The following is a 22,815-nucleotide window of genomic DNA, read 5'->3' on the forward strand; positions in this document are numbered from 1 at the left end:
TCTACGCTTATTCAAACATTCTACTCCTAACATGGGAATTTGGATGATTTTGACAATCTGTTTCAGGATTAGTTCGACCAACTTCGGGGTCGTCGGAATTGTGACGTCATTTGATTATCCACGGGTTTCACCCGTGGCTATTTAGAAGTTTGACCCCTTGTCAGGGGTCGGAAAATTGAACAATACGGATGGTCCAAACCAATGACCACCGAGTGGTCAAACTTTTGAATAGCCCTAGGTGAAACCTAGGAAAAAAAGAACATAAGAAAGGAGTTGAACAACCCCGAAGGTGTTGAACTTGGAAGGAAAAGGAATTACAAATTCCGAAGGATATGAAAGCGTAGATGCAATCTACGCTTAGCGGCAACGGAACCTCAAAGCAGAATGACATAGACTACGCCGAGAGGGGGATAAGGTTTTTCTTTTTCATCCCTCACCCCCCTCCACTATCCTAATCTCCTCTTCGGTCAATCCATACAACTCATACACCAAGGCGTCGATTTGGCGGTCGAGGCGGGTGATGTCGGATTGGAGGGCGAGGGCTTTGGTCTTTTGTTCAATGAAATAGGCCATCCACTCGGCTTCTTCTCCGAGACTAAACTTGACCTTGGCCTTGGTCAACTCTCCCAAGAATCCCTTGAAATCTAAGGATGGCCAGTTTCGGAGTCTGTTGGTTACCTTATCCAGTGAATATTTTGAGGATAAATGAAAAACAAAGTTGGACTCTATTTGAAATATATCGGCTGATTTCTTAGACAAATCCTTTGCTTTAATATTTATACCAGAATCTATTATTTCTTTAGGAAACTTTATTTTCTTTAAATAATCAGCCTTAATTGCAAGATTTAGAAATCGAGTTGAAAATAGATAATTAAGAAGTTTTGAGTTTAATAATCCTAATAAAAAATACACATCTATATCTTTTTTCTGAATTATAAAATTTAAACCTTGAGTCCCGAAGAGACCTTCTTCATCTATAGTTGCAACAATCCTTGGCTGCAGCCTTTCATTTCTTGTATTTTGAATCATTATTTTTGGCACCTTAAGAAAAGAAGCTTTATCTCTTGGCCATTGCAATGAATACCAAGGTATTACTCCATTCTCCACTTCTCTTCTTTTGCTTAGTTCTTCTTTGAAATTTATTATCCAAGTTAATGTATTAGGATAGTCCTTTAAATCAATATCAGGATTTAAATAAGCCAAAAACCTTTTATTTTCAACAATCCACTTACTGATGTCTCTACCATGACACATTGGATAAAGAAGACTAGAATCTATTCCTTTATTTATGGCGTCTTCTTTGGTTTCAAAAATATAGGCTTCATTGTTTCCTGTAACCACTCCTTGAAAAATCATAAAATAATCTTCTGAAATCAAAAAGGATTCATCAAATAGTTTATCAGTTAAGTCATTCGATTCTGAATTTCCCACACTAATATTGTTATCATATTTAAGAAAAAAATCAAGTTCAACTTTTTGAATTTTTGGATTAAAAAAATCCAAAGAATTTTTTAATATAATGGAATCAATTTTAGATTCCTTATTAAGAATTAGAATAGTTGTATCAACAATAGCATCATGGAACACTTTATTTCCTGTATAGCAAACCTCTTCTAAATATTTATTCTCTAAAATTAAATTTCTTATTAACCTATACGAAAGATTATTTAAAACAATTGAAGGGATAATAAATGAAATTCTCCCATTTTTAGTAAGTTTAAGTGTTGCCATTTCTATGAATAGACTAAATAAATCAGTTCTTTTAAAGAAGGTCTTAAAACTCTTCTTATAAAACTCCTTTTCATTTGATGGCATCAATTCTACATTTACATAAGGCGGATTTCCCACCACCACATCAAACCCTCCTTTGGCAAAGACTTTTGGAAATTGGGCTTGCCAGTTGAAGGCTAAGTCTCCGGCTACTTCGGGGTCATCGATCAGGGAGTTGCCTACTTTGATATTGGAGCTGAGGGTGCTGAGTTTTCTTCCTTTTTGCGCCGTACGTAGCCATAAACTGAGTCGGGCGATCTCCACGGATTCTTCGTTGATATCGACTCCGAAGATGTTGTTTTCGAGAATGTGGTTTTCCACGTTGGGTAGGATCAGCGGCGAGTCGAAGAGTTGGGCTTCGAGTTCGTCCACGTAGCGATGCTCGGCGATCAGAAATTCCAGCACTTGGTTGAGGAAAGCTCCAGATCCACAGGCTGGATCGCAGACGGTAAGCTGTAGGAGCCAGTTTCGGTAGGTGTCCAGCTTTTGCTTGAGTTCTGTCTTTCGTTTTTTTTCCGCTTCTTTGGTTTTGTAGCTGTTGTATTTATTGAATTCCTCATCCACGAGTGACAGTTCGGCCTTTTTCTCGGTGCAGAGTTTGCCGACCGTATTGTCCACGATGTACTTGGTGATGTATTTGGGCGTGTAGAATACCCCGTCTTTCTTTCGCTTGGTTTTGCTTTTGTCCACCGCCGTGCCTTCCAGCGAGGCGCGGACATTCTCGATGTCGTTGAGACTGTGCTCGAAGATATGCCCGAGGATATTGGTGTCCACCTCAGACTCGAAGTCGTACTCGGTGAGTTTGGAGACGTGAGTCTTAAGCAGCGCATCGGAGATCTTGAGACTGTCCAGCAAGGGATCGGGCGCGAAGAGTCCGCCGTTGTAAGCGTGGATCTCGGCCTTGTCCTTTTTTGCAGGCCGACCCGTGTTCATAAAGCCAAAATAGAGCTTGAATCGATCGTAGAGCGGCACATACGAATCCAGTTGCTCCAAAGTCTCCCACTGCTTGATGATCTCAGAGATGGAATTGGGAGGAAGCAGTCCTTTATCCTCGGCAAAGAAAATAAAGAGAAAGCGGTCGAGGAGCTTTTGGCTTTTCTTATAGAGCAGGAGTTCGTCGAGGCCGGTATTTTGGGCGACCATGTCCTGCCAGAGTTGTTGCTTGAAGGCGGAGTAGTCGGAATAGAGTTTTTTGGTGACTTGCTCTTCGACGAGCAGGGATTCGGCTTTGATCTGCGCGGGGATTCCCTTAAGGAGGTTGTCCTTTTGCAGAAGTAGCCACATCAGCCGAAACTCGTCCTGCTGCATGTGCAGAATCGAAAACTCAATGAAATCGACCGCATTGTGAATGTAGAAGCGCAGCTTTTCGAAGTTGCTCGTGATTACATAGACGCAGTCGGGCTGATTGTTTTTGTAATTGAAGGCCTGATCCCGGATCTTTTCCAGATCCTTGGTATCGGTGCCCTTAAGTTCGATCACGGCGAGTGCTTTGCCGTCTTTGAGGATGGCGCCGTCGGTTTTCTTGCTGTCCTTGATGTTTTTGAGTTCGGTGGTCAGGTTGTAATCCGGGTCTGGATTGATCGTGTAGCCGAGGATATTGACAAACAGCTCTCTAAGAAATCCCTCCTGAAACTGTTCTTCCTTGGAAGCGCGGATATTTGCCCGACGCATGGGATCGTGGAAGTAGGTCAGGTACGCTACAAAAGCGGCATGCATCGGTGCATGTTCCTGAGCGGCGAGATATTTCTTAAGGACTGAACTTTGGAAAAGGGCCATGAAAAAAGGGTGGTGTTATTTATTTGAAGTGAGTGAGGACACTCACTTCGGCGAAAGAGGTCCAAGTTTGAAAACTTGAACCAATTGAAGCATCGAGTAATCTCATTCCCTAAAGATATTAGTTTACCTGAAAACGAAAAGCGATTTTCTGGATATGGACGGAAAATGTCGGGGATTTTTCAAGTATAGGATGAAACCCAATCTTCCAAGATTCTAATTTGGGCTAAAGGTCTTGGGATATCCCTTAGGAATTGGGAACTGCCAATTTCCTATTCTTAAAAAAGGGGAATTACAAATTTCAAAAAATGAAGGACAACTATCACCTCACAAGGGGTTGTATTGATTTCCTGCATCGGGAAAAGCTGGACAACTAAAGAAGAATTATACTTTTTGGAATATTATAAAAAAAAAGTCGACTCTCGGAGCCGACCTTTTTACATTCAACCTAATCCAAAAATTTACTTGGGCAAGATCACTCCGTCAACAACGTGGATCACACCATTGCTGCCTGCCAAATCAGCCGCAACTACTGTTGCGCCATTGATTTTTACTACACCGTTTGCAATAGATACAGTAAGTTCCTGACCATTCAATGTCGTTACTTTCTGTCCATCTGTAAGATCAGCTGCCATCACATTACCTGCTACTACATGGTAAGTCAAGATGGAAGTCAATTGATCTTTATTTTCTGGCTTCACTAGGTTTTCTACAGTTCCGGCAGGCAGTGCGGCGAAAGCTGCATTGGTGGGTGCAAAAATGGTAAATGGTCCTGGACCGCTCAAAGTCTCAACAAGGCCTGCTGCAGTTACAGCAGCTACAAGCGTAGTGTGATCAGGAGATCCAACTGCGATGTCCACTACTGTTTTTGGTGCTTCAACCGGAGCAGTCTCTACTACCTCCATGGTTTCTTCCGTTACTTCCGCTTTTGGCTCGCTGCTGCAGCTTACTGCGAAAACTGTAGCGAATGAAGCTACTGCCAAAGACAAGATTCTCAATTTTCTCATTTTTCTGTTTGTTGAAGATGTTTGAGGTAGAACCAAGTACCCCTGGATATGTTTAAAGATTTTGAAAATTTATTAAACACGACAAGTAACGAGATTGCCGAAGAACTTACCCATTACTTAAATCACCTACTGTTTTTTTATACCAATTTTGAATTGCGCCTATTTGCAATATATTTTTTATGTGTATTCGGTTAGCTGCACGTACCCAAATAAAGGTAGAATTAAGTTCCAATTGAATGTGCTGTGGACTGTTGACAGTCGTCTGTGGACGTGTATCCGCATACAAAATACCCCAAATCTAGTCCACGTGCATCAGTGCGGATACACATAATATTTTTTCAGCTTTTGCAATAATTACAAAAGAAAATCCTCTCTTAACCTTAGCTTGGATTATTTTTATTGAGACTCTCCCAAAACTTATCTCAGTCTATGAAATCAGGCCTACTCCTTGGACTCTTTTTAACAATCACCCTAAAGGTTTCTGCCCAGTCAGACTCGATCGTTTATCAACCGAATAAGATCAACCAATTCAAGATAGTCCCGCTTCCGGCCATCGGTTCCAATCCGGCAAACGGTTGGCTTTTTGGCCTTGCCCCCTCCGCAACCTGGTACATGGGCGATCCCAAGACGACCAAGATGTCCAACCTGGTAGGTAATTTTCTATACACCACCAAAAAACAATGGATTTTCAGCTCCAGAAGCAATATTTTCTCCGATGAAAACAAACTGATATTTATAGGTGACTGGAGGTATTTTGTCACTTCTCAATTTACATACGGTCTGGGCAGCAGTGCGCCGAACGGAACGGATTTTGACCCTTCACAAGGCAATGTTTTATGGGGAAAACAAGGAATGGATTTTAGCCTGGTTCGGTTTTATGAAACTGTCCTAAAACGAATCGGGGATTCTAAATTTTATATTGGGGCAGGCTATCATCTTGATGTTCATTCCAAGATTCAAAGCTTCAATGAGGATGGGCCGATAAACAGCCCATTTTTCACACATGATGCCTACAACATTTCGAAAGGCTTTGACATTGACCGCTACACGTTGTCGGGAATCGGCCTAAACATGGTCATGGAAAATCGGGACATCGCAGTTTCGCCTTATGAAAAGAACTTTGCATGGGTTCAATACAAAATCAACCCCTCGTTTTTAGGTTCAGACCAACCTTCCTCATTGTTGATGCTGGATTATCGGCACTACATCAATCTGAGTGAGCGGCGCAAACGGAATCTGATTGCGCTTTGGGGATTTGGGAATTTTGTGGTTTCGGGAAATGTGCCCTACATGATTCTGCCCTCGATCACCTGGGACATGTTTGGTAGGTCAGGTCGAGGCTATGCACAGGGTAGATTCCGCGGAGAAAATATGGTGTATTCCGAAGCTGAGTGGCGCTTTCCGCTTCAGCAGAACAAGGAGACGTTTGGAGGAACTGTCTTTGTCAATGCAGCGAGCTTCAGCAGCAAAACCAGCAATGAATCCCTCTTCAACAAAATCAATCCCGGCTACGGCATGGGACTTCGGGTGATGATCAACAAGAAAAACCGAACTACCATCGCTGCCGATTATGGCTTTGGCCAAAAGGGAAATTCCGGCTTTTATCTGAACATTAATGAGACATTTTAAAGTATCAAGTATCAAGACATAAGTATCAAGATTGGAGACTGAAGACCGGTGTTAAGTATTATTTATCAAGATGTTAATATCAAGAGCGAAGACTAGAAACAAGAAACAACAGACGGTAGAGAAAAAAGAAAGAGGCCGTCTCATAAAGAGTTCCGGTGTCAGCCTGAGCGGAGTCGAAGGCCATTCCTAGGAAGGTGGACTACATTTCGACTTCGCTCAATGTGACATTCGGTACTTATGAGACAGCCTCTTATTGATGTTAAGAATAGATTACGCTGCGTTCCGAGTGGCGTTGATGATCCCAAACATGGTTCGCAGGATAAGTTTATCCAGAATCTCTGTCGAGCCTCCATTTTCAAGGATCGTTTGAATCGCATATTGCTGAATGGTGATCAAAGGTAAAACGATGCGCTCACGGATTTCGATGGAAGTCTTCGATACCAGGTTATCATCCATCAACTCCTCCATTTCTGCGATTTCCTTCAGTTTCTCTACCGAACATTCAAATTCCTGGAAAAGCAACTGCCAAAACTCACTGTACTCCGGATTGTCTTTCAAATAGGCAGTCGCAGGGTAAAAGCACTTTTTGAGGGACTGCATGGAGTTACTCAATAGGGTTCTGAAAAAAAGACTATCCTGGTAAAGTTTCTTCAATTCATCCATTCCACCTTCTTTTTCCAAAGCCGAGATGGCTGTCCCCACTCCATAAAATCCCGGAATATTCTGCTTCATCTGTGCCCAGGAACCTACAAAAGGAATCGCTCTCAGGTCTTCGAATCTAAGTCCTGAGTCTTTCCCTCTTTTCAAGGGTCTTGAGCCAATATTGGTCATACCGAAAAATTTCAACGGCGCTACATGCTCCAAATAAGGCACAAACTTCGGGTGACTTTTCAGGTCCTTATACTTACCGTAGCCGATATTGGCCAGCTTATCAATTAAAGCACGTTGCTCCTCATTTAGGGATTTTTCAAAATTAGGATACAGGTGACTTTCCACTCCTGCGCTTAGCAACTGCTCAAAATTGTAAATACAGGAGGCTTGCTTTCCGTAGTTGGATGAAATCGTTTGGCCTTGAATCGTCACTTGGATCTCGGAATTTTCGACCTTTTCCCCAAGCGAAGCATAGAAATTATGCAGATTCCCACCCCCTCGTGCCACAGGACCGCCCCGGCCGTCAAAGAACACGACTTCGATGCCATTTTCTCTGGACACTCGGGTGAGTTCCTCCTTGGCAACGAGTATAGACCAATTTGCTTTTAAATACCCCCCGTCTTTGGTTCCGTCAGAGAAGCCCAGCATGATATTTTGCTTGGAATTTCGGCTAGTCAAATGGGTCTTGTATTCCGGCATTTGATAGAGCTTGGACATAATCTCCGGAGCCATTTTCAGGTCATCGATGGTTTCAAATAGTGGGACAATATCCAGAGGCAATTCCCCAACTTTCTTCCTCAAGGTTAGCTTGGCCAACTGGTATACCTCCAAAATGTGAAGCACGGATTGGCAATTGGAAATAATATAGCGATGAAGGCCATCCTCACCGTTTGTTTTCTGTACTGCGTTGACTGTTCCTATAGACTGCAGCATTTCCTTATGAAATGGCTCTTGGTATTGATCAAGGGAAGGGAGAGATTTTGTCTTCATCACTTTTTCAATCAGCTCGGATTCAGAACCAATAAACTCTTTTCCTTGAAGGCTGAAAACTTCTTCCCAAAGCCCATCATGCTTTCGACTGTCTTGTCTCAAATCCATGTAGGCGAAGTGAAATCCAAAAATTCTAACCTTGAGGATAAATTGATCCAAAAGATCCAAAAACAATCCGTCGTGATACTTGACCAAGGCTTCTCTTGCATCAAAAAGAACCGCCAAAAGATCCTCTTTGGAAGCGTAAACCTCCTTATTTTCAAACAATGTGAAGTAAATTCCCCGCTCAGCTTTCACAATATGCTCTTCCACATGCTTGAAAGTCAATCGCTTTCTGAGCTTGCGTAAATCCCGATAATAACAGCGCATGAGCCATTTTTTCAATCGGTCAGCTACTTGAATCGTAGTCTCATGGGTCACAAATGGATTTCCATCCCGATCACCGCCCGGCCAAAACCCAACTTTAAGGATAGCGGGATTTTCCCAAGTATGAAGCGGCTGACCCAGTCCGTTGAGCAGGCGGATGATGATGTCAGGAATGCTATGGTAAAACACATTTTCCAGATACCAGATCAAACTGATCGCCTCATCAAATGGAGTCGGCTTTTCGCGGTTGATAAAGCCGGTCTTGCCTAATTGCTGAAGGAGTAAATTGATGCTTTCCAAATCATCTGTACGGATTGCCTTCTCGAGGTCTGTGATAATTCCAAGGACATTTCCGGGGTAAAATTGTGTGGGATGAGCAGTAAGCGTAAGTCTGATTGAAAAGGTTTTCAACTTCTCGATCAATTCTTCTTTTTTCCGATCGCTTTCTACTCTGCTGATCAGTGCTTTGACTGAGCCCTTACCGGAGATATCATTGATTTTTTCGTAGGCAGCATCCTCGATGGAGTCAAATAAAACCACCTGTCGCTCCACATATTGAATCATTTGAAAAAGAAAATCGGTCTGGGCTTTTCCTTTTTCCTCAGGCATCATCTCCTCAAAAAATCGATCGATAATCTCTCGGGGTGATTTGCCTTCGGCAAAACCTTTTTCGCAGGCCTTGCCCAGAAATGGAAGCAATGTGCCCGTGACGTAGATATCGTCAAAAGGAAGATCTAAAAAAAGGCTGTTGTAAATCGTAAATCGCTTGGCGACTTGGGTATCATAAACTTGAAACATCCAGGGTAGGGGGTTTATAGGTATTGCAAATTAGTGAATTTTCTATTTTTTGGAGAAAAATTTAAAATTTCAACAAATATTTAGCATAATCTTTTACTTTTTGACAGTTTTTATTCTGATTTATCGCTAAAAAAGAAAAAAACAAAAGCCAAAATTATTTCTAATTTCAAGGCATGAACTCCATCAAGACGCTATGTGCCGCTTTACTTTTAGCGGCCTGCTCCTCCCCAAAACAAGAAACTGAAGTGATTGCCTCCACCCCTACACCCTTAAGTTATGAATTCCTGATCGGAACCTACACTGACTCTCCGATTCAAGGAATCAATCACCTCTATTTTTCTCCTTCAGAAAATATCCTGAGGGTAGAGACCATCGCCGGTGGTATCGCCAATCCATCATTTGTCATCGCTTCAAAGGATGGAAAACGGGTCTTTTCCCTAGAGGAAGAATCAGGCACGCCGGGTGGGCAGGTGCTGAGTTTTGCAAGAAATCCCGAAGACAATTCACTGACTTTGATCGATCAAAAAAAATCAGGAGGGGATCACCCTTGCCATATTTCGATTTCTCCCAATGAGGATTATGTGATCTTAGGAAATTACACGGGAGGAAGCTTGAGCGTATTCAAAGTGTCATCGGACGGAATGCTGGAACATGCGCAGACAATTCAACATAAAGGAAAAAGTGTGAACCCTCAGCGACAGGAAAAACCCCACGTCCATAGTACGACTTTCGATCCGGCCGGAAAGCAGGTCTTGGTGGCTGACTTGGGTACCGACAAAATCTATGTGTATGACTTCGACGATTCACTGGCAGAGCCTTTAAGACTTTCGGGTGAATTCCCTGTCACTCCGGGTGATGGACCAAGGCATTTGACCTTTTCGGCAGATGGAAAAGAGGTGTTGGTTGTCGAAGAAATGACTGCTTCTTTGGACGTATTTGCTTACGAAAATGGAATACTGACTCCAAAACAACGGCTATCCTTACTTGCTGAGGGATTTGAAGGCAAAGTAGGTGCTGCTGAAATCCGACTTTCTCCTGACGGAAAACAAGTATACGTCTCCAATCGAGGTGACGCGAATACGATTTCTGTTTTTGGAAAAAGACCTTCGGGAGAATATGTGCCTGTTCAAAATATCTCATCCGGAGGGCTGATGCCCCGCAATTTCAATTTGACTGCCGATGGAAAATTCCTCCTGGTTGCTCATCAGGCGAGCAATGACATTGTGATTTTTGAACGGGATTCATTTACCGGAAAGCTCACCCAAACGCTCTGGAAAGCAGCAGTTAATAAACCGGTTTATCTTTTTAGACTGGATGATTAATCTTTCAAACTAATGGTTCAAGGTCTTCAGACTGCCTTTGAAATAGATGTCTTTTTTTTACCGCAAAGGAAAAGAGAGTTAATAATTCAGGGCTTACGATTGAAAAGATCTTCAATCCCTGCCTTATTTTCAATACTTTTTGAGGGCACAGAGAAAAAGCTAAAGTTTTTGTTCTTGGTTTTGGTCTGTGGAGACACAGACCAAGGCGATTATTCTTTTGGTCTGTGGAGACACAGACCAAGGCGATTATTCTGGACTTTCCCAGACTATTTCAGGATTGTATCGGATAAATCCTGAGCGCACCTCCAGCGGAGATTCGAGATTGTTGTGGTACAGTTTACCAGTGCCTAATCCCTGCGGAATGCTTGAATCATAAATTGAGGCCAACTGCGAAATGGCATTTAGCCCAATATTGCTTTCCAACGCCGAAGTCATCCACCAACCGATATTTCGTTCTTGCGCAAGCTGAATCCAGGCTTGAGTTTCCAAAATTCCCCCGATCAGGGTAGGCTTCAAAATAATATGTTGGGGTTGAATCTGCTCAAGGAGCTGTTCTTTATCTTTTATTCCGATCAGTTCCTCATCCAGAGCAATCGCCAATGGTGTGAGCTCACAGAGTTTTTTCATTTCAGCCCAATTTCCGGCTGGAATGGGTTGCTCGATGCTTTGAACATGGAATTCAGCTAGTTTTTTCAGCTTTTCCAGGGCATCATTTGGTGAAAAAGCGCCGTTTGCATCGAGGCGCAAGGTGATTTTTTCAGGTGAAAATCGGGAACGTATATAATCCAGAAGTGCTATTTCCTGACCGAAATCAATTGCTCCGATTTTCATCTTAATGCAGATAAATCCCTCGCTTAACTTCTGGTCAATCTGCTCCAGCATAAACTCCCGATCACCCATCCAGATCAAGCCATTGATCGGAATTGGTTTTAGCGCATCAAAAAAATCATTGAGGAAAATTCGTTTCTCGCCGCCATTCAACCAGTCCAAAATTGCTGTTTCCAAGCCAAATCGGATCGACGGAAGCTCAAATGGAATCAGGGCTTTCAGCTTCAAAAGCACCGCCTGGGGGTCTGATTCCCAAATTTCCTGATTCATCTCCTGAAGGATTTTTCCCAAAACGGGTTCAAAATCCTCTCTAAAATCCGGACTCAACTCGACCAAGGGTGCCGCCTCCCCCCAACCTGAGATTTCGGGGTTTTTGGGATCAAAGGTTTTGACCCAATACACATCCCGAGTATTCAAGACTCCCCGTGAAGTCCCGGCATCAAATCTAAAAACTAGGGTGCGCTTGATGTATGAAAACTGAAGCTGAACTGTATTTACCATGGATTACTATGCGAAAATCCGAAATAATGGCTGATTGAAACCTATATTTACGCCCGAAAACTAGCAAGAAATGGAGATTCCCAAGATCGACCTGAGTGAGTACGAATATACACTGCCTGATGAACGCATCGCTAAATTTCCGCTTGAAAAGCGGGATGCTTCGAAGCTTTTACATTTTCTGAAAGGAAATATCAAGCATCTTCATTTCTATGATCTTCCTGAGTTACTTACTTCCGATACACTTTTGGTGTATAATGACACCAAAGTAATTCCGGCAAGGTTGATTTTCCTGCGGGAAACAGGTGCAAAAATTGAAATTTTCCTACTTCAGCCCATTTCGCCTACCACGGTAATCCCTGAAATCATGCTCGCCAACTATCCTGTCACATGGGAAACCATGATCGGGAATGCAAAGAAGTGGAAAGACGGAGAAATCCTCCAGGGACAAGTGCAGGTTAATGATCGGAAAGTCGTCCTTTCGGCGAAGTTGATTAACCGTGAAACCAAAGCCGTTGAATTCTCATGGGATGATCCTGAGATCGCTTTTGTCGATCTGGTCGAGGCCAGCGGTGAAGTTCCATTGCCCCCCTACCTCAACCGAAAACCCAACGAAGCCGACAAATCCCGCTATCAGACGGTCTATTCAAAAAAGGAAGGCGCTGTGGCAGCACCGACCGCGGGACTGCATTTCACAGAAGAAGTTTTTCAGAAATTAAGGGCAAAAGGAATCCGGGAGGCGCAAGTCACGCTCCACGTGAGTGCGGGGACTTTCCAGCCAATCAAAGCTGAAAATGTAGTGGAACACCCCATGCACAGCGAACAGATACAGGTAAGTCGGGAAACTATTGAGCTGCTGCTTGCCCAAAAAGGAAATACTGTAGCTGTAGGAACGACCTCAGTGAGAACTTTAGAAAGCCTGTTTTGGTATGGGGTGAAGCTTTTGGAAGGAAAAGGCGAGGACTTATTGATTGAAAAACTATTTGCCTATCAACCTCGGACAGCAGTTCCGACAAAATCTGAATCCTTGCATGCGATAGTGGAGTTCATGGAAAAAAATGGGCTGGAAAGTATTTTGGGAAGTACAGAGATTTTCATATTCCCCGGCTATCGCTACCGGATGATTGAAGGATTGATCACCAATTTTCATCAACCGGGATCAACCCTGATTTTGTTGATTGCCACTATTCTTGGAGAAGATTGGAAAAGGGTGTACAAGGAGGCAATGGAATCTGATTACCGCTTCCTCAGCTACGGGGATAGCAGTTTACTTTGGATTTCATACGGGTGACTTCCTAGTTTTTGAATTCCATTTACCAAATCGTGGTAATACGTTCTACCCACTGGCACGAGGTCCTTGGCAACTTTTATTTCCTTGGTATTGATTGCATTTATCTCAGATATCTGGACAATATAGCTTTTGTGAATCCGCATAAATCGATCAGAGGGAAGTGCTATTTCGAAATCTTTCAGAATATTTCGAACTGAAAACACGGAGTGACTGGCAACCAATGTTGTGTAATTCCCATCACCTTTGAGCCATAGGATATCATCGTATTTCACTTTAACCCAATTTCCTTCAAATCTTACAAAAATGGCATCTGGGATCAGGATTTTTCCATCCTTCTGAACTTCTATTTCTACATTCCTGATTCCATTTTCATTCGTACGGACCACTTCTAATAGTTCTTTCATAGGATTGTAAGTTGTTTTTTAAAGGTCAATCTTGACCGTCGGCACGTGGAATGATTAACATCCCGATACGCAACGTTTACATCTTGCAGGATTTCATTTCTAAAACTTTTGCGATTGCAACAGGATGTATAAGGAATTTGTTTTTTAGGCAGTAGTTTTGATTTTAATAATCCCTTGAATTTCAGCTGTCGCGAAAAATTATTCGGCTCAAAACGACTCATAATCTCCTAAATTCAGGCCATTGCGCAGTTTTAACTTATTCAACTTCCGAAATGAAAATTATAACCTCCATTTTTTCGATTGTATTGATAGTAATGTTTTCCTGCGGGGAAAAAGAAAAACCCGCTAAGGCCATAGGCAAAGTAAGCATTACAGGAATGGAACTGCAGGACGGCTCTAAGCCCTCAGGAAGAACTCAGGCCAACTTCACCTGGAAGCATGTATTCAGCAACCAAGTCCAACTGACTTTTACCGAAGCAGGCAGCGGACAATCTTTCGAAATTTCTCTGAATCCAAATGATTTCAGTAAGCCTTATACCATCGAGTTGCCCTATGGCAGCTATCAATACCTTGGCACCTCCACTTCCGAGAGTGTTTCATCAACACTACCAGTCACCGTTTCCGGACAGATCAGTGTTGACGCTTCTACTGAGTCTTTATTATTGAATGGTAAATCAGAATTTGGCCTTTTTACCTTTTCAAAATCAAATCTTGCGGCTGCACCAAAAATAATAAACCCCCAAGCCGGGACACTTTCTAGCACGAATGACTTTTACTATACTTATGTAAAGGGGGATTTATTGCTAAAAACAGAGCTTGCGCTTACCAACGGGAAATCATTCCGAATAGTCAAGCCTTCCAAAAGCTTTTCTCAGCAACAATTCCAAATCGCAAATCAAGCTTCCGAAGCGCAGGATGTTTTCCAGCCTTCCAATTTTATCATTTCAGCGGAGCGTCTGATACTTGAGCCCAACGGATATCCGTCGGTGCTATTTCCGTATCGGATTATGGATCTCGCCGCGCCATTCAATGAGACTTCTGGGCTACAATGGGTCAATGGCAGGCTGTTTTCGATCAATGACGGAGGAAATTCGGCCGAGATCCAGGAATTGAATCCGCAAACCGGAGCCTTGATCCGAACCATCAAAGTCAACAACGCTTCCAATGTGGATTGGGAGGATTTGGCAGCCAGTACAAGTCATTTTTTTATCGGAGATTTTGGAAATAATATAGGAAACCGAACCGACCTGAAAGTCCTGAAAATCCCCATCGTCTCCCTTCTGAATCAGACCGAAGTAATCGCGGAAGTGATCGAATTCAGCTATCCGGATCAGAGTGATTTTTCGGGAAGCAACGCCAATCACAACTTTGACTGCGAAGCCATGATTTTCAGAGAAAATCAACTTCACCTTTTCTCCAAAAACAGGGGAGATGGAAGAACAAAACATTATACACTCGCACCAAATCCGGGCAAACAGGTCGCAAGCCTGCAAGGCAGCTTTGATTCCAAGGGACTGATCTCGGGGGCTGATATAAGTCCGGACGGGAAAAATGTAGTGCTTCTCGGCTACGAAAACCTGGGAATCAGCTCAAGGGTATTTCTTTGGTCTTTTGCTGCTATCTCCGGAGCTACACTTTCAGGACAGGGAAATCAATTCTTTTTGGGAAGTCCGGCAGGTCTAAGTCAAGCAGAAGGAGTTGTGATTGACTCACAAATGGAATTAACGATTTCGGGGGAACGAATCAGTTTTAGTGGACTGACTGTTCCCCCGAGGTTATTTAAAGTAGATTTGGCAGGGATTTTTACCCCTTAGCCTTTTCGCATTTGTTTGTAGGCATTGATCAGCCCATTGGTCGAGCTGTCGTGGGAGGTGATTTCATTCTCACCTGCGAGTTCGGGAAGAATTCCATTTGCCAGCACTTTTCCCAGTTCCACTCCCCACTGATCAAAGCTGAAAATATTCCAAACAACACCCTGGACAAAGATTTTGTGCTCATACATCGCAATCAACTGCCCCAGGGTATAGGGATTGATTTCTTTCAACAAAATGGAGTTGGTCGGCCGATTTCCTTCAAAAACGCGGTGAGGAGCGATTTTTTCAATTTCTTCCTCTGATTTTCCAGACTTTCTCATTTCGGCAGTTACCTCTTCCAAGGACTTCCCATTCATCAAGGCTTCTGTCTGCGCAAAGAAGTTGGAAAGCAATTTCATGTGATGATCTCCGATTGGGTTATGAGAAATCGCCGGCGCGATGAAATCACAAGGAATCAGGTGTGTCCCCTGATGGATCAACTGATAGAAGGCATGCTGACCGTTAGTACCTGGCTCTCCCCAAATAATCGGGCCGGTACTATAGTTTACTTTTTTACCTTCACGAGTCACATATTTCCCGTTGCTTTCCATATTTCCCTGCTGGAAATAGGCCGCAAAGCGATGCATGTATTGGTCATAGGGCAAAATCGCCTCTGAATTTGCGCCAAGGAAATTGGTATTCCAAATACCGATCATCGCCAGTACCACAGGGATATTCCGCTCAAAGGCCGAATGACGGAAATGCTCATCCATGGAATGAGCCCCGTCCAAAAGTTTTTCAAAATTATCAAATCCGATCACGCAGGCAATCGGTAAACCGATAGCTGACCAAAGGGAGTACCTGCCTCCTACCCAATCCCAAAAAGCAAACATATTGGCAGGATCAATACCGAAAGCTTCCACTGATTTGGCATTTGTGGAGAGTGCTACGAAATGCTTTGCAACAGCAGCTTCATCTTTTGCTTTCCCAATAAACCATTCCCTTGCTGTATGGGCGTTAGTCATCGTTTCCTGAGTGGTAAAGGTTTTGGAGGCGATGAAGAAAAGGGTGGTTTCGGGGTCAACCTTCTTTAAAGTTTCAGCGATATGGGTACCGTCGACATTGGACACAAAATAGATGTCAAATTTCGGGTTTTGGAATGGCTTCAATGCCTCAGTCACCATCACCGGCCCCAAGTCAGATCCACCGATACCGATATTGACCAGAGATGTGATCGGTCTTCCGGTGTAGCCAAGCCATCTGCCTCCGTGGACCAGATTGGCGAAAGTTTTCATTTGCTCCAAAACAGCCTTAATATCCGGCATCACGTCCTTTCCATCCACATACACCGAATGACCATTTCGGTTTCTCAAGGCAGTATGAAGCACAGCTCTGTTTTCGGTTTGGTTGATTGGTACACCTGTAAACATATCCTCTATTGCCTTCCGAATATTTGTTTCCCGGGCTAAATCCATTAAGGCATGGAGAATTCCATCAGAGATCCTGTTTTTTGAAAAATCCACAAGGATATCCTCAAAGTGAATGCTGAACTCTTCAAATCGTCCAGGATAATCAAAATGTGAAGCGATGGAGTGATTTTTATGTTTTTCTACTAATTCAAGTAGTCTTGACCAGGCAGGCGTAGTCGTTGGATTAATTGCATTCATGAAATTTTGAATAATAGGAATGAAGGACAAAAATAAGATTTATATCGGGGAATGAAGGTGAAATCCTTTCGAGGGATTTTTTTTTCGCTCTCAGAATATGAGTAAAAGTTAAATCACGGGATCCAAAAAAATGAGTTACTAATACGCAAGTTGCTTCGGAAATTAAGTCTAATTACAACAAAGCAATAAGTATTAAAGTCCTAGGAACAATTTGACCAAAACAACCAATTGAAGGGATTACGATTTATTCCATTGATTTTCATTCGAATTCCTATTTCTTTACCCTACAACCTGACTCATTTTTGTGGTACTGCTTATCCTGAAAATTTTCATTTCGCTCTTTTTTGCTTTCACCTGGATTCCATTGATCAAACTTGATTATTGGTGGGTTCGGGTGTTTGATTACCCACGTTTCAAAAAACTATCTGTTTTTGCTACGCTGATAATCTTTTGGATACTTTTGGGTCGTGAGGATGCTGGATTTTGGTATTGGGCTGCCGGTATTTTTGTCAGTATGAGCTATCTGGTTTTTTTAGTTTGGACCTATTCAATTCTTGGAAAAAAAATGGTTCAAAAAGAACCCTATGATACTGAAAAAGGTATTCACCTAATCGCAGGAAATGTCTATCAATACAACAGGGAGTTGGATTATCCAAGATCCATGTGCTCAAGTCGATTGGATCAGATCATTTTCCGATTGAATTGAAAGCCACTTTGGCAAAGCAAAAATCGACGGACCGAGAAAAGCTTCTCCGGAGGAAAAAAAGGAAGCCAATGAAAAAATCAGCAATGGCAAAAATGAAAACAGTTAAAATCTAAACAGATGAAGTTCCCCTCTTAGGATCAGAATTTACCACAAAAAAAAAACCGATCATTTCTGATCGGTTTTGAACCTTAGTTATCTGAAGCAGCTTTTTCTTCTGCCTTGGCTTTACGCTTAAATCCTCTGTTGAAAGGCCAGGTATATTCCAGCGCCTCCAATCCTTTGCTCAGTTTGTAAGTGGCAGAGTCGGTGTTTTCCATCGTACTGCGCAAAGACTCGGCAAATGCACGATCATTCAGCAGCATTCCCATGGAATTGTCCGAGGAATTTAATTTATCCGTGATCTCTGAAAGCTTTTGGGTCAATTCTGCAGAGTTTGCTGTGGTGGCTTTGAGACTTTCCATGCTTGCTTTGAGATCCGGAGCGATTGAAGTATCCGTAGCCAGATCGTTGAATAAATTCCCTTTAGTATTGAGTTTGGCAGTGAAGCTGTTCAATTCACTGATCACCTTTAAGCTGTTTGAAGAAGCTCTATCAAGATTTACCACAATTGATTTGAAGTTTTTGGCCAATGTAGAGTCAGTCATCACTGAACCGACGATTCCTTCTCCATTTGCAATTTTCCCTGTCAACACTTTTAGATCTGTGGTGATTGCTACCAGATTTTTGTTATTTTCTTGGAGTGTTTCCATCATTTTATCTGTGTCTAATGGCATAACAGACTGAAGCCTGTCTCCATCTTCCACTGCGGGAGAGTCTGTGCTTCCTCCATAGATGACGATAATCTTATTGCCGATCAAACCATCTGAACTGATCGTAGCTTTTGCATTTTTTCGGATAAAATCAGAGACAGATTTTTCCACATTCATTTCCACTTCAACCTGAGAGTCTCCGTAGAAGTTGATTTTCCTGACAGTACCGATTTTCACACCGGAAAACCAGATATTATTTCCGGTCTGCAGACCCCCGATGTCGTCAAATACTGTTTTGAGGTGTATGGCCTTTACAAATTTCTTCTGCTGACTACCTAGTGTCAAGACCCCTGCTACTAAGATTGCTATTCCTAGAAATACAAAAATTCCTACTATTACTGTTCGTTTATTTTCGCCTCTCATGAGTTTATAAAATTATAATCGTAAAATGATTTGACACGTGCATCATCCGCATTTGGGAATACTTCGTCAAAGGTTCCAACCGATTTGAACTGACCGTCCAATAATACTGCCATTCGGTCGCCCGTCTGCTTGGCACAGGTTAAATCGTGGGTAATGACAATGGAAGAAGTCTTGTATTGTTCTCTTACGTCAAGTATGAGATTATTAATATCTCCACACGTAATCGGATCAAGACCTGCCGTGGGTTCATCATACAGCATGATCTCGGGATTGAGAATCAGCGTTCGCGCTACCCCGATCCGTTTCTTTTGACCTCCTGAAAGTTCGGATGGTAATTGGTTAATGGTCTGCGGAAGCCCCACACTATCGAGAAGTTCTTCTATTCGTCGATCAATTTCCTTTCGACTCAGGTTTTTCTCATTTCTCACCAAAGGGAATTCCATGTTTTCCCGGACTGTCATACTATCATACAGGGCAGAACTTTGAAATGAAAAACCAATCCTCAGCCGCATAGCATTGAGAGGTTTCTTTTTCAATTGGGCAATTTCTTGCCCAAACACTTTCATGCTTCCTGAATCTTGGGTCAATAATCCAACCATGATTTTGATCAAAACCGATTTTCCAGATCCTGATTTTCCCAAAACCACTAATATTTCTTCATTGAATAAATCCAAATCAACACCTTGTAACACCTTCAGATCTCCGAAAGATTTTCTTAGGTCTTTAATTTCTACTACTTTTTCTTGCTGGTTCATAGCTTAAGATCCTCTGATGGCATTGACAATTTGAAGTACTAGCAATTCCTCAATGAAGATCAAAAACATCGCCATTACCACGGCAGCATTTGCTGCTCGACCCACTCCTTCTGTTCCTTTGGATGAGTTATATCCCTTGTAGCATCCCACTATTCCAATCGTAAATCCAAACAGAATGGATTTGAAAATGGAGGAGGTGATATCCAAAAATGTGAGGGATTCAAAGACCTGAACAAAAAAGGTAGACATACTTACCAGTTCATTCTTATTGACACTTAGAAATGATCCCATCAGGGCCACAAAATCAGTGTACATCACCAACAAGGGAATCATGAATGTGGTGGCTAGGACGCGTGTTACGACCAGAAATTTGAAAGGATTAGTGGCGGAAACTTCCATTGCGTCGATTTGCTCGGTTACCTTCATGGAACCGATTTCGGCACCAATACTTGAACCTACTTTACCCGCGGCAATCAGCGCTGTGACCAATGGACCCATGGCACGGACTACAGCAATCGAGATCAAGGAGGGAAGCCAGGATGCTGCCCCAAATTCAGAAAGTGATGGACGCGATTGATTCGTAAATACTACCCCTACAATGAACCCAGTGAGTGAAATCAGCGGAAGGGATTCTACCCCAATTCTATAGCACTGATGGATTACTTCCTTAAACTCATAGGGTGGAAATAAGACCTCCTGAAAGAATCGCTTTACAAAATTCCAAGCATCTGCAAGTCCTGTAAAAAACTTATCAATTTTCTTTGAAAGCAAAGGCTTGCGATCATCTGGTTCTTCAGCCATATTTAATTATCTGATTTCCGAAATTACGTATTTTTCTTAAAAGCAATAAATGAAACAAGCTACATGCCAAGGATGAAAATTAAATCAGATTCTTGAATTGGCTTTTCAAAAAACCCTGATATCCGAGAATCGTCATTTGCACGATGACGGTCATTTGGATAAATGGATCCGGAAAGCAGGTAAAATTTTCCCTTGAAATCACCCCTATAGATCTCTTCCAAAAATTGCCAGCCATCCATCTTATTCAAATTGATATCTGAAATAACGACATCCGGCGGAGTACTTTGGATAAAATTTAAGGCCGAAACAGCATCTTCAAAAAAAAACAAATCCACTTCACTTTTAAGAAGCCCTACTCTTTTTCGAAACAGGAGATGCTGGATTTTATCATCGTCCAATACTAAAATTTTCCTTCTTGGAAATTCATTCATGACTAGAAAAATATGTGATTAGTTGTAAGGAGAATCATTTTATTCATAATCAAAGAAACGAAAAAAATAAATGGTTGGATGGAGGTTTAAAATTTGAATCAGTCTTTTTGATTGCCCAATCTTGTACAAGACTAAATGGATTCATGTTTTTTAGCCTAGTCTAAATTTTTTAGGTTCAGCAAATTATGATGGATCAAAATCACACTTATATTGCCTGTAAATCACCTGCTTGAATTTATTTAATTAAACTTTTTAAAGAAGTAATTATTTCAGAATAATTCCGGATTTAACATTACCTCAGGCCCCTCCTCCCCCACTTATTCTTGTAAATATTTTTCCGGATCTCACCTAAAAGAAGATCCACTTATGGAAAAAAAGCTAATTTTAGTGCATGCCTGAACTAACTCAAGAGCCGAAAAAAAACAGAATAAAAAGGAGAAAAGCAATTCAATTCCGGGTGTGGCTATCGCCACTGCTTTGATGCCGCCACTCTGCACGGCTGGTTATGGACTAGCCTCGGGCAACCTACTTTACTTCTTTGGGGCCTTCTATTTGATTTTCATAAACTCTGTTTTCATCAGCTTATCGACCTACCTGATTGTGCGTTTTATGGGCTATCCCAAAAAGCATTTTTTGGACGCTACCCAGGAAAAGCGAGTGCAAACCTACATCACAATTTTTACGACTCTGAACTTGATACCCAGTGTTTATTTGGCCTACGGTATTGTCAAAAAAACTATTTGGAACGAGCAAGCGAGGCAGTTTGTCGCGATTGAAATGCAATTTCCCCGAATTCAAGTTTTGAATACCTCCTATGAATACACCAACACCAGTCGGATGATTAAGATCAGTCTGATCGGAGATTTGGTTTCCGAGGAAGAAATTGAAGTTTTAAAAAATAAAATCACGGCAATGGGGCTCAACGAAACTGAGCTTGTCATCAATCAAAGCGGCAGCAAGGACACTGACATCAATGTCCTGAGGAACGATATTCTCAAGGATCTTTATGAGCGAAATGAGGGGCTAATTATTGACAAAGACCGAAAAATCGCCCTGTTAGAACGTGAGCTTTCGGAAGATGCCCAGATCCGGCCCCTCAGTAGAGAGGTAGCCAATGAGGCTGTAATCCATCATCCCAATTTGAAAAAATTCAGTCTGGGAAGGTCGATTTTTACGGATTTGGAAAAAAACAAAACCGACACGCTGATTTCGGCCTATGCATCCTTTCAGCCAAAACCCCAAGGTGCCGAAATTAAAAAGCTACAGGATTGGCTGAAAATCAGAACAAAATCAGATACCGTAGCACTTATCATAGACTAGACCAAAAATCCATGAAAACACTAATCTTCCCTATTCTGCTGATCCTGACCTTTTGCGGATCAGCTTTCGCTCAAGATGCTTACGATGAAGCTCTGGCGCAAAAACTCGGTGCCGATGAGTATGGCATGCGAAAATATGTGATGGCCTTCTTGTTCAGAGGTGATAAGGTCAATGATTTCACTGCTCAACAGCGATCCGAAATCCAAGCCGGACATATGGCCAACATTGGCAAAATGGCTGAAATGGGAAAATTGATCGTTGCAGGACCATTTATGGGAAATGATGACTTGCGAGGAATCTACATCTTTGACGTTCAAACCTTAGAAGAAGCCAAAGCACTGACTGAAACCGACCCTGCAATCATTGCCGGAGTTTTGAAAATGGATTTGAAGGAATGGTACGGTTCAGCGGCATTGATGACCTTGCCTGAGGTTTATCCCAAGGTGACTAAAAAAGGTTTTCAGTAGGCAGGGGCAGTTTGCAGTGATCAGCTTTCAATCGCAGTGGTCAGAATTTGACAGGCGGAGCACCTGCCTACTATCACTGCTTAGTTCTCACTTTTACCACTTACAAAACCCTTCGACTCCGCTACCGATGACAGATTGTGTTAAATTTTTTTTTCTAATTATTCAAAATTATATTCCGAGATCATGAAGTGTGATTTCTCGCGATGAACCAGTTAATTCTGGTTTTAAGTTTAGGTTAGGTTATTCGTTTTCTTCGTTCTTTTGGCTTAACCCAAAAGAACCAAAAGGTCAAGATTTGCCAAAGCTCCCACCGCACTAGGCCGAACGCTGGCTCGCTCCTGCCTGCTGCAGGCAGGGGCAAATCCTCCTACCGCGC

General features: G+C 42.3%; 16 protein-coding genes and 1 pseudogene. 7 read left to right on the forward strand and 10 right to left on the reverse strand.

All coding sequences use genetic code 11. From position 1 onward, the window contains the following. Positions 1-426: 426 nt before the first annotated feature. Together BLQ81_RS12455 and BLQ81_RS12460 are read right to left on the reverse strand one after the other, a co-directional pair. Complete coding sequence (locus BLQ81_RS12455; RefSeq protein WP_092730478.1) at positions 427-3,546, reverse strand: Eco57I restriction-modification methylase domain-containing protein; 3,120 nt, start codon at positions 3,544-3,546, stop codon at positions 427-429. Positions 3,547-4,004: 458 nt separating this feature from the next. Then, positions 4,005-4,550: a fasciclin domain-containing protein gene (locus tag BLQ81_RS12460; protein ID WP_092730480.1), complete on the reverse strand. Its 546-nt coding sequence runs from the start codon at positions 4,548-4,550 to the stop codon at positions 4,005-4,007. Between the two features lie 429 nt (positions 4,551-4,979). On the opposite strand from BLQ81_RS12460, the gene BLQ81_RS12465 reads away from it, so the two are divergent. Then, positions 4,980-6,179: a BamA/TamA family outer membrane protein gene (locus BLQ81_RS12465; RefSeq protein WP_092730482.1), complete on the forward strand. Its 1,200-nt coding sequence runs from the start codon at positions 4,980-4,982 to the stop codon at positions 6,177-6,179. A gap of 270 nt (positions 6,180-6,449) precedes the next feature. Here BLQ81_RS12465 and BLQ81_RS12470 read toward each other — a convergent pair whose 3' ends face one another. Further along, positions 6,450-8,984 carry a phosphoenolpyruvate carboxylase gene (locus tag BLQ81_RS12470; RefSeq protein ID WP_092730484.1) on the reverse strand — a complete coding sequence of 845 codons (2,535 nt, stop codon included), beginning with the start codon at positions 8,982-8,984 and terminating at the stop codon, positions 6,450-6,452. Between the two features lie 173 nt (positions 8,985-9,157). Between BLQ81_RS12470 and BLQ81_RS12475 the strand changes: the two genes are divergently transcribed. Continuing rightward, positions 9,158-10,306, forward strand: a complete 1,149-nt coding sequence (locus BLQ81_RS12475; protein WP_092730486.1) for a lactonase family protein — start codon at positions 9,158-9,160, stop codon at positions 10,304-10,306. A gap of 246 nt (positions 10,307-10,552) precedes the next feature. On the opposite strand, the gene BLQ81_RS12480 is transcribed toward BLQ81_RS12475, so the two are convergent. Then, the gene (locus BLQ81_RS12480; RefSeq protein ID WP_092730488.1) at positions 10,553-11,635 is read right to left on the reverse strand and encodes an o-succinylbenzoate synthase; all 1,083 of its coding nucleotides are present in this window, start codon (positions 11,633-11,635) and stop codon (positions 10,553-10,555) included. A gap of 70 nt (positions 11,636-11,705) precedes the next feature. On the opposite strand from BLQ81_RS12480, the gene BLQ81_RS12485 reads away from it, so the two are divergent. Then, the gene (locus BLQ81_RS12485; protein ID WP_092730490.1) at positions 11,706-12,923 is read left to right on the forward strand and encodes an S-adenosylmethionine:tRNA ribosyltransferase-isomerase; all 1,218 of its coding nucleotides are present in this window, start codon (positions 11,706-11,708) and stop codon (positions 12,921-12,923) included. Here the strand turns inward: BLQ81_RS12485 and BLQ81_RS12490 are convergent. Beyond that, positions 12,884-13,327 carry a LytR/AlgR family response regulator transcription factor gene (locus BLQ81_RS12490; protein ID WP_092730492.1) on the reverse strand — a complete coding sequence of 148 codons (444 nt, stop codon included), beginning with the start codon at positions 13,325-13,327 and terminating at the stop codon, positions 12,884-12,886. The genes BLQ81_RS12485 and BLQ81_RS12490 overlap by 40 nt on opposite strands. Before the next feature lie 272 nt (positions 13,328-13,599). Between BLQ81_RS12490 and BLQ81_RS12495 the strand changes: the two genes are divergently transcribed. Beyond that, on the forward strand, positions 13,600-15,141 hold the full coding sequence (locus BLQ81_RS12495; RefSeq protein WP_139183632.1) for a hypothetical protein: 1,542 nt from the start codon (positions 13,600-13,602) through the stop codon (positions 15,139-15,141). On the opposite strand, the gene pgi is transcribed toward BLQ81_RS12495, so the two are convergent. After that, entirely contained in the window at positions 15,138-16,787 is a 1,650-nt protein-coding gene (gene pgi, locus BLQ81_RS12500; RefSeq protein WP_092730496.1) for a glucose-6-phosphate isomerase, read from the reverse strand. The genes BLQ81_RS12495 and pgi overlap by 4 nt on opposite strands. A 304-nt stretch (positions 16,788-17,091) precedes the next feature. Here pgi and BLQ81_RS12505 point away from each other — a divergent pair, with 304 nt between their 5' ends. Beyond that, on the forward strand, positions 17,092-17,493 hold the full coding sequence (locus BLQ81_RS12505; protein ID WP_092730498.1) for a hypothetical protein: 402 nt from the start codon (positions 17,092-17,094) through the stop codon (positions 17,491-17,493). A gap of 188 nt (positions 17,494-17,681) precedes the next feature. On the opposite strand, the gene BLQ81_RS12510 is transcribed toward BLQ81_RS12505, so the two are convergent. The 4 genes from BLQ81_RS12510 to BLQ81_RS12525 are packed head-to-tail and all read right to left on the reverse strand — an operon-like array spanning position 17,682 to position 20,652. Beyond that, positions 17,682-18,665: an MlaD family protein gene (locus tag BLQ81_RS12510; RefSeq protein ID WP_092730500.1), complete on the reverse strand. Its 984-nt coding sequence runs from the start codon at positions 18,663-18,665 to the stop codon at positions 17,682-17,684. Beyond that, complete coding sequence (locus tag BLQ81_RS12515; protein WP_092730502.1) at positions 18,662-19,420, reverse strand: ABC transporter ATP-binding protein; 759 nt, start codon at positions 19,418-19,420, stop codon at positions 18,662-18,664. Before BLQ81_RS12515 ends, BLQ81_RS12510 begins: the two co-directional genes overlap by 4 nt. Positions 19,421-19,423: 3 nt before the next feature. Beyond that, positions 19,424-20,221, reverse strand: a complete 798-nt coding sequence (locus tag BLQ81_RS12520; RefSeq protein WP_092730504.1) for an MlaE family ABC transporter permease — start codon at positions 20,219-20,221, stop codon at positions 19,424-19,426. A 59-nt stretch (positions 20,222-20,280) separates the two neighbouring features. Next, a complete protein-coding gene (locus tag BLQ81_RS12525; protein WP_092730506.1) occupies positions 20,281-20,652 on the reverse strand; it encodes a response regulator in 372 nt (123 codons plus the stop codon). A gap of 444 nt (positions 20,653-21,096) precedes the next feature. On the opposite strand from BLQ81_RS12525, the pseudogene BLQ81_RS12530 reads away from it, so the two are divergent. Next, positions 21,097-21,972, forward strand: a pseudogene (locus BLQ81_RS12530) (DUF389 domain-containing protein); the annotation flags it as partial. 11 nt (positions 21,973-21,983) lie between these two features. Then, a complete protein-coding gene (locus BLQ81_RS12535) occupies positions 21,984-22,439 on the forward strand; it encodes a YciI family protein (RefSeq protein WP_092730510.1) in 456 nt (151 codons plus the stop codon). Positions 22,440-22,815 lie beyond the last annotated feature (376 nt).

This window comes from Algoriphagus alkaliphilus, from assembly GCF_900103735.1.
Classification (GTDB): domain Bacteria; phylum Bacteroidota; class Bacteroidia; order Cytophagales; family Cyclobacteriaceae; genus Algoriphagus; species Algoriphagus alkaliphilus.

Excerpts from the sequence above, each read along its gene's own strand:
- BLQ81_RS12455 (WP_092730478.1), bottom strand. The coding sequence starts at position 3,546 with ATGGCCCTTTTCCAAAGTTCAGTCCTTAAGAAATATCTCGCCGCTCAG.
- BLQ81_RS12460 (WP_092730480.1), bottom strand. The coding sequence starts at position 4,550 with ATGAGAAAATTGAGAATCTTGTCTTTGGCAGTAGCTTCATTCGCTACA.
- BLQ81_RS12465 (WP_092730482.1), top strand. The coding sequence starts at position 4,980 with ATGAAATCAGGCCTACTCCTTGGACTCTTTTTAACAATCACCCTAAAG.
- BLQ81_RS12470 (WP_092730484.1), bottom strand. The coding sequence starts at position 8,984 with ATGTTTCAAGTTTATGATACCCAAGTCGCCAAGCGATTTACGATTTAC.
- BLQ81_RS12475 (WP_092730486.1), top strand. The coding sequence starts at position 9,158 with ATGAACTCCATCAAGACGCTATGTGCCGCTTTACTTTTAGCGGCCTGC.
- BLQ81_RS12480 (WP_092730488.1), bottom strand. The coding sequence starts at position 11,635 with ATGGTAAATACAGTTCAGCTTCAGTTTTCATACATCAAGCGCACCCTA.
- BLQ81_RS12485 (WP_092730490.1), top strand. The coding sequence starts at position 11,706 with ATGGAGATTCCCAAGATCGACCTGAGTGAGTACGAATATACACTGCCT.
- BLQ81_RS12490 (WP_092730492.1), bottom strand. The coding sequence starts at position 13,327 with ATGAAAGAACTATTAGAAGTGGTCCGTACGAATGAAAATGGAATCAGG.
- BLQ81_RS12495 (WP_139183632.1), top strand. The coding sequence starts at position 13,600 with ATGAAAATTATAACCTCCATTTTTTCGATTGTATTGATAGTAATGTTT.
- pgi (WP_092730496.1), bottom strand. The coding sequence starts at position 16,787 with ATGAATGCAATTAATCCAACGACTACGCCTGCCTGGTCAAGACTACTT.
- BLQ81_RS12510 (WP_092730500.1), bottom strand. The coding sequence starts at position 18,665 with ATGAGAGGCGAAAATAAACGAACAGTAATAGTAGGAATTTTTGTATTT.
- BLQ81_RS12515 (WP_092730502.1), bottom strand. The coding sequence starts at position 19,420 with ATGAACCAGCAAGAAAAAGTAGTAGAAATTAAAGACCTAAGAAAATCT.
- BLQ81_RS12520 (WP_092730504.1), bottom strand. The coding sequence starts at position 20,221 with ATGGCTGAAGAACCAGATGATCGCAAGCCTTTGCTTTCAAAGAAAATT.
- BLQ81_RS12525 (WP_092730506.1), bottom strand. The coding sequence starts at position 20,652 with ATGAATGAATTTCCAAGAAGGAAAATTTTAGTATTGGACGATGATAAA.
- BLQ81_RS12535 (WP_092730510.1), top strand. The coding sequence starts at position 21,984 with ATGAAAACACTAATCTTCCCTATTCTGCTGATCCTGACCTTTTGCGGA.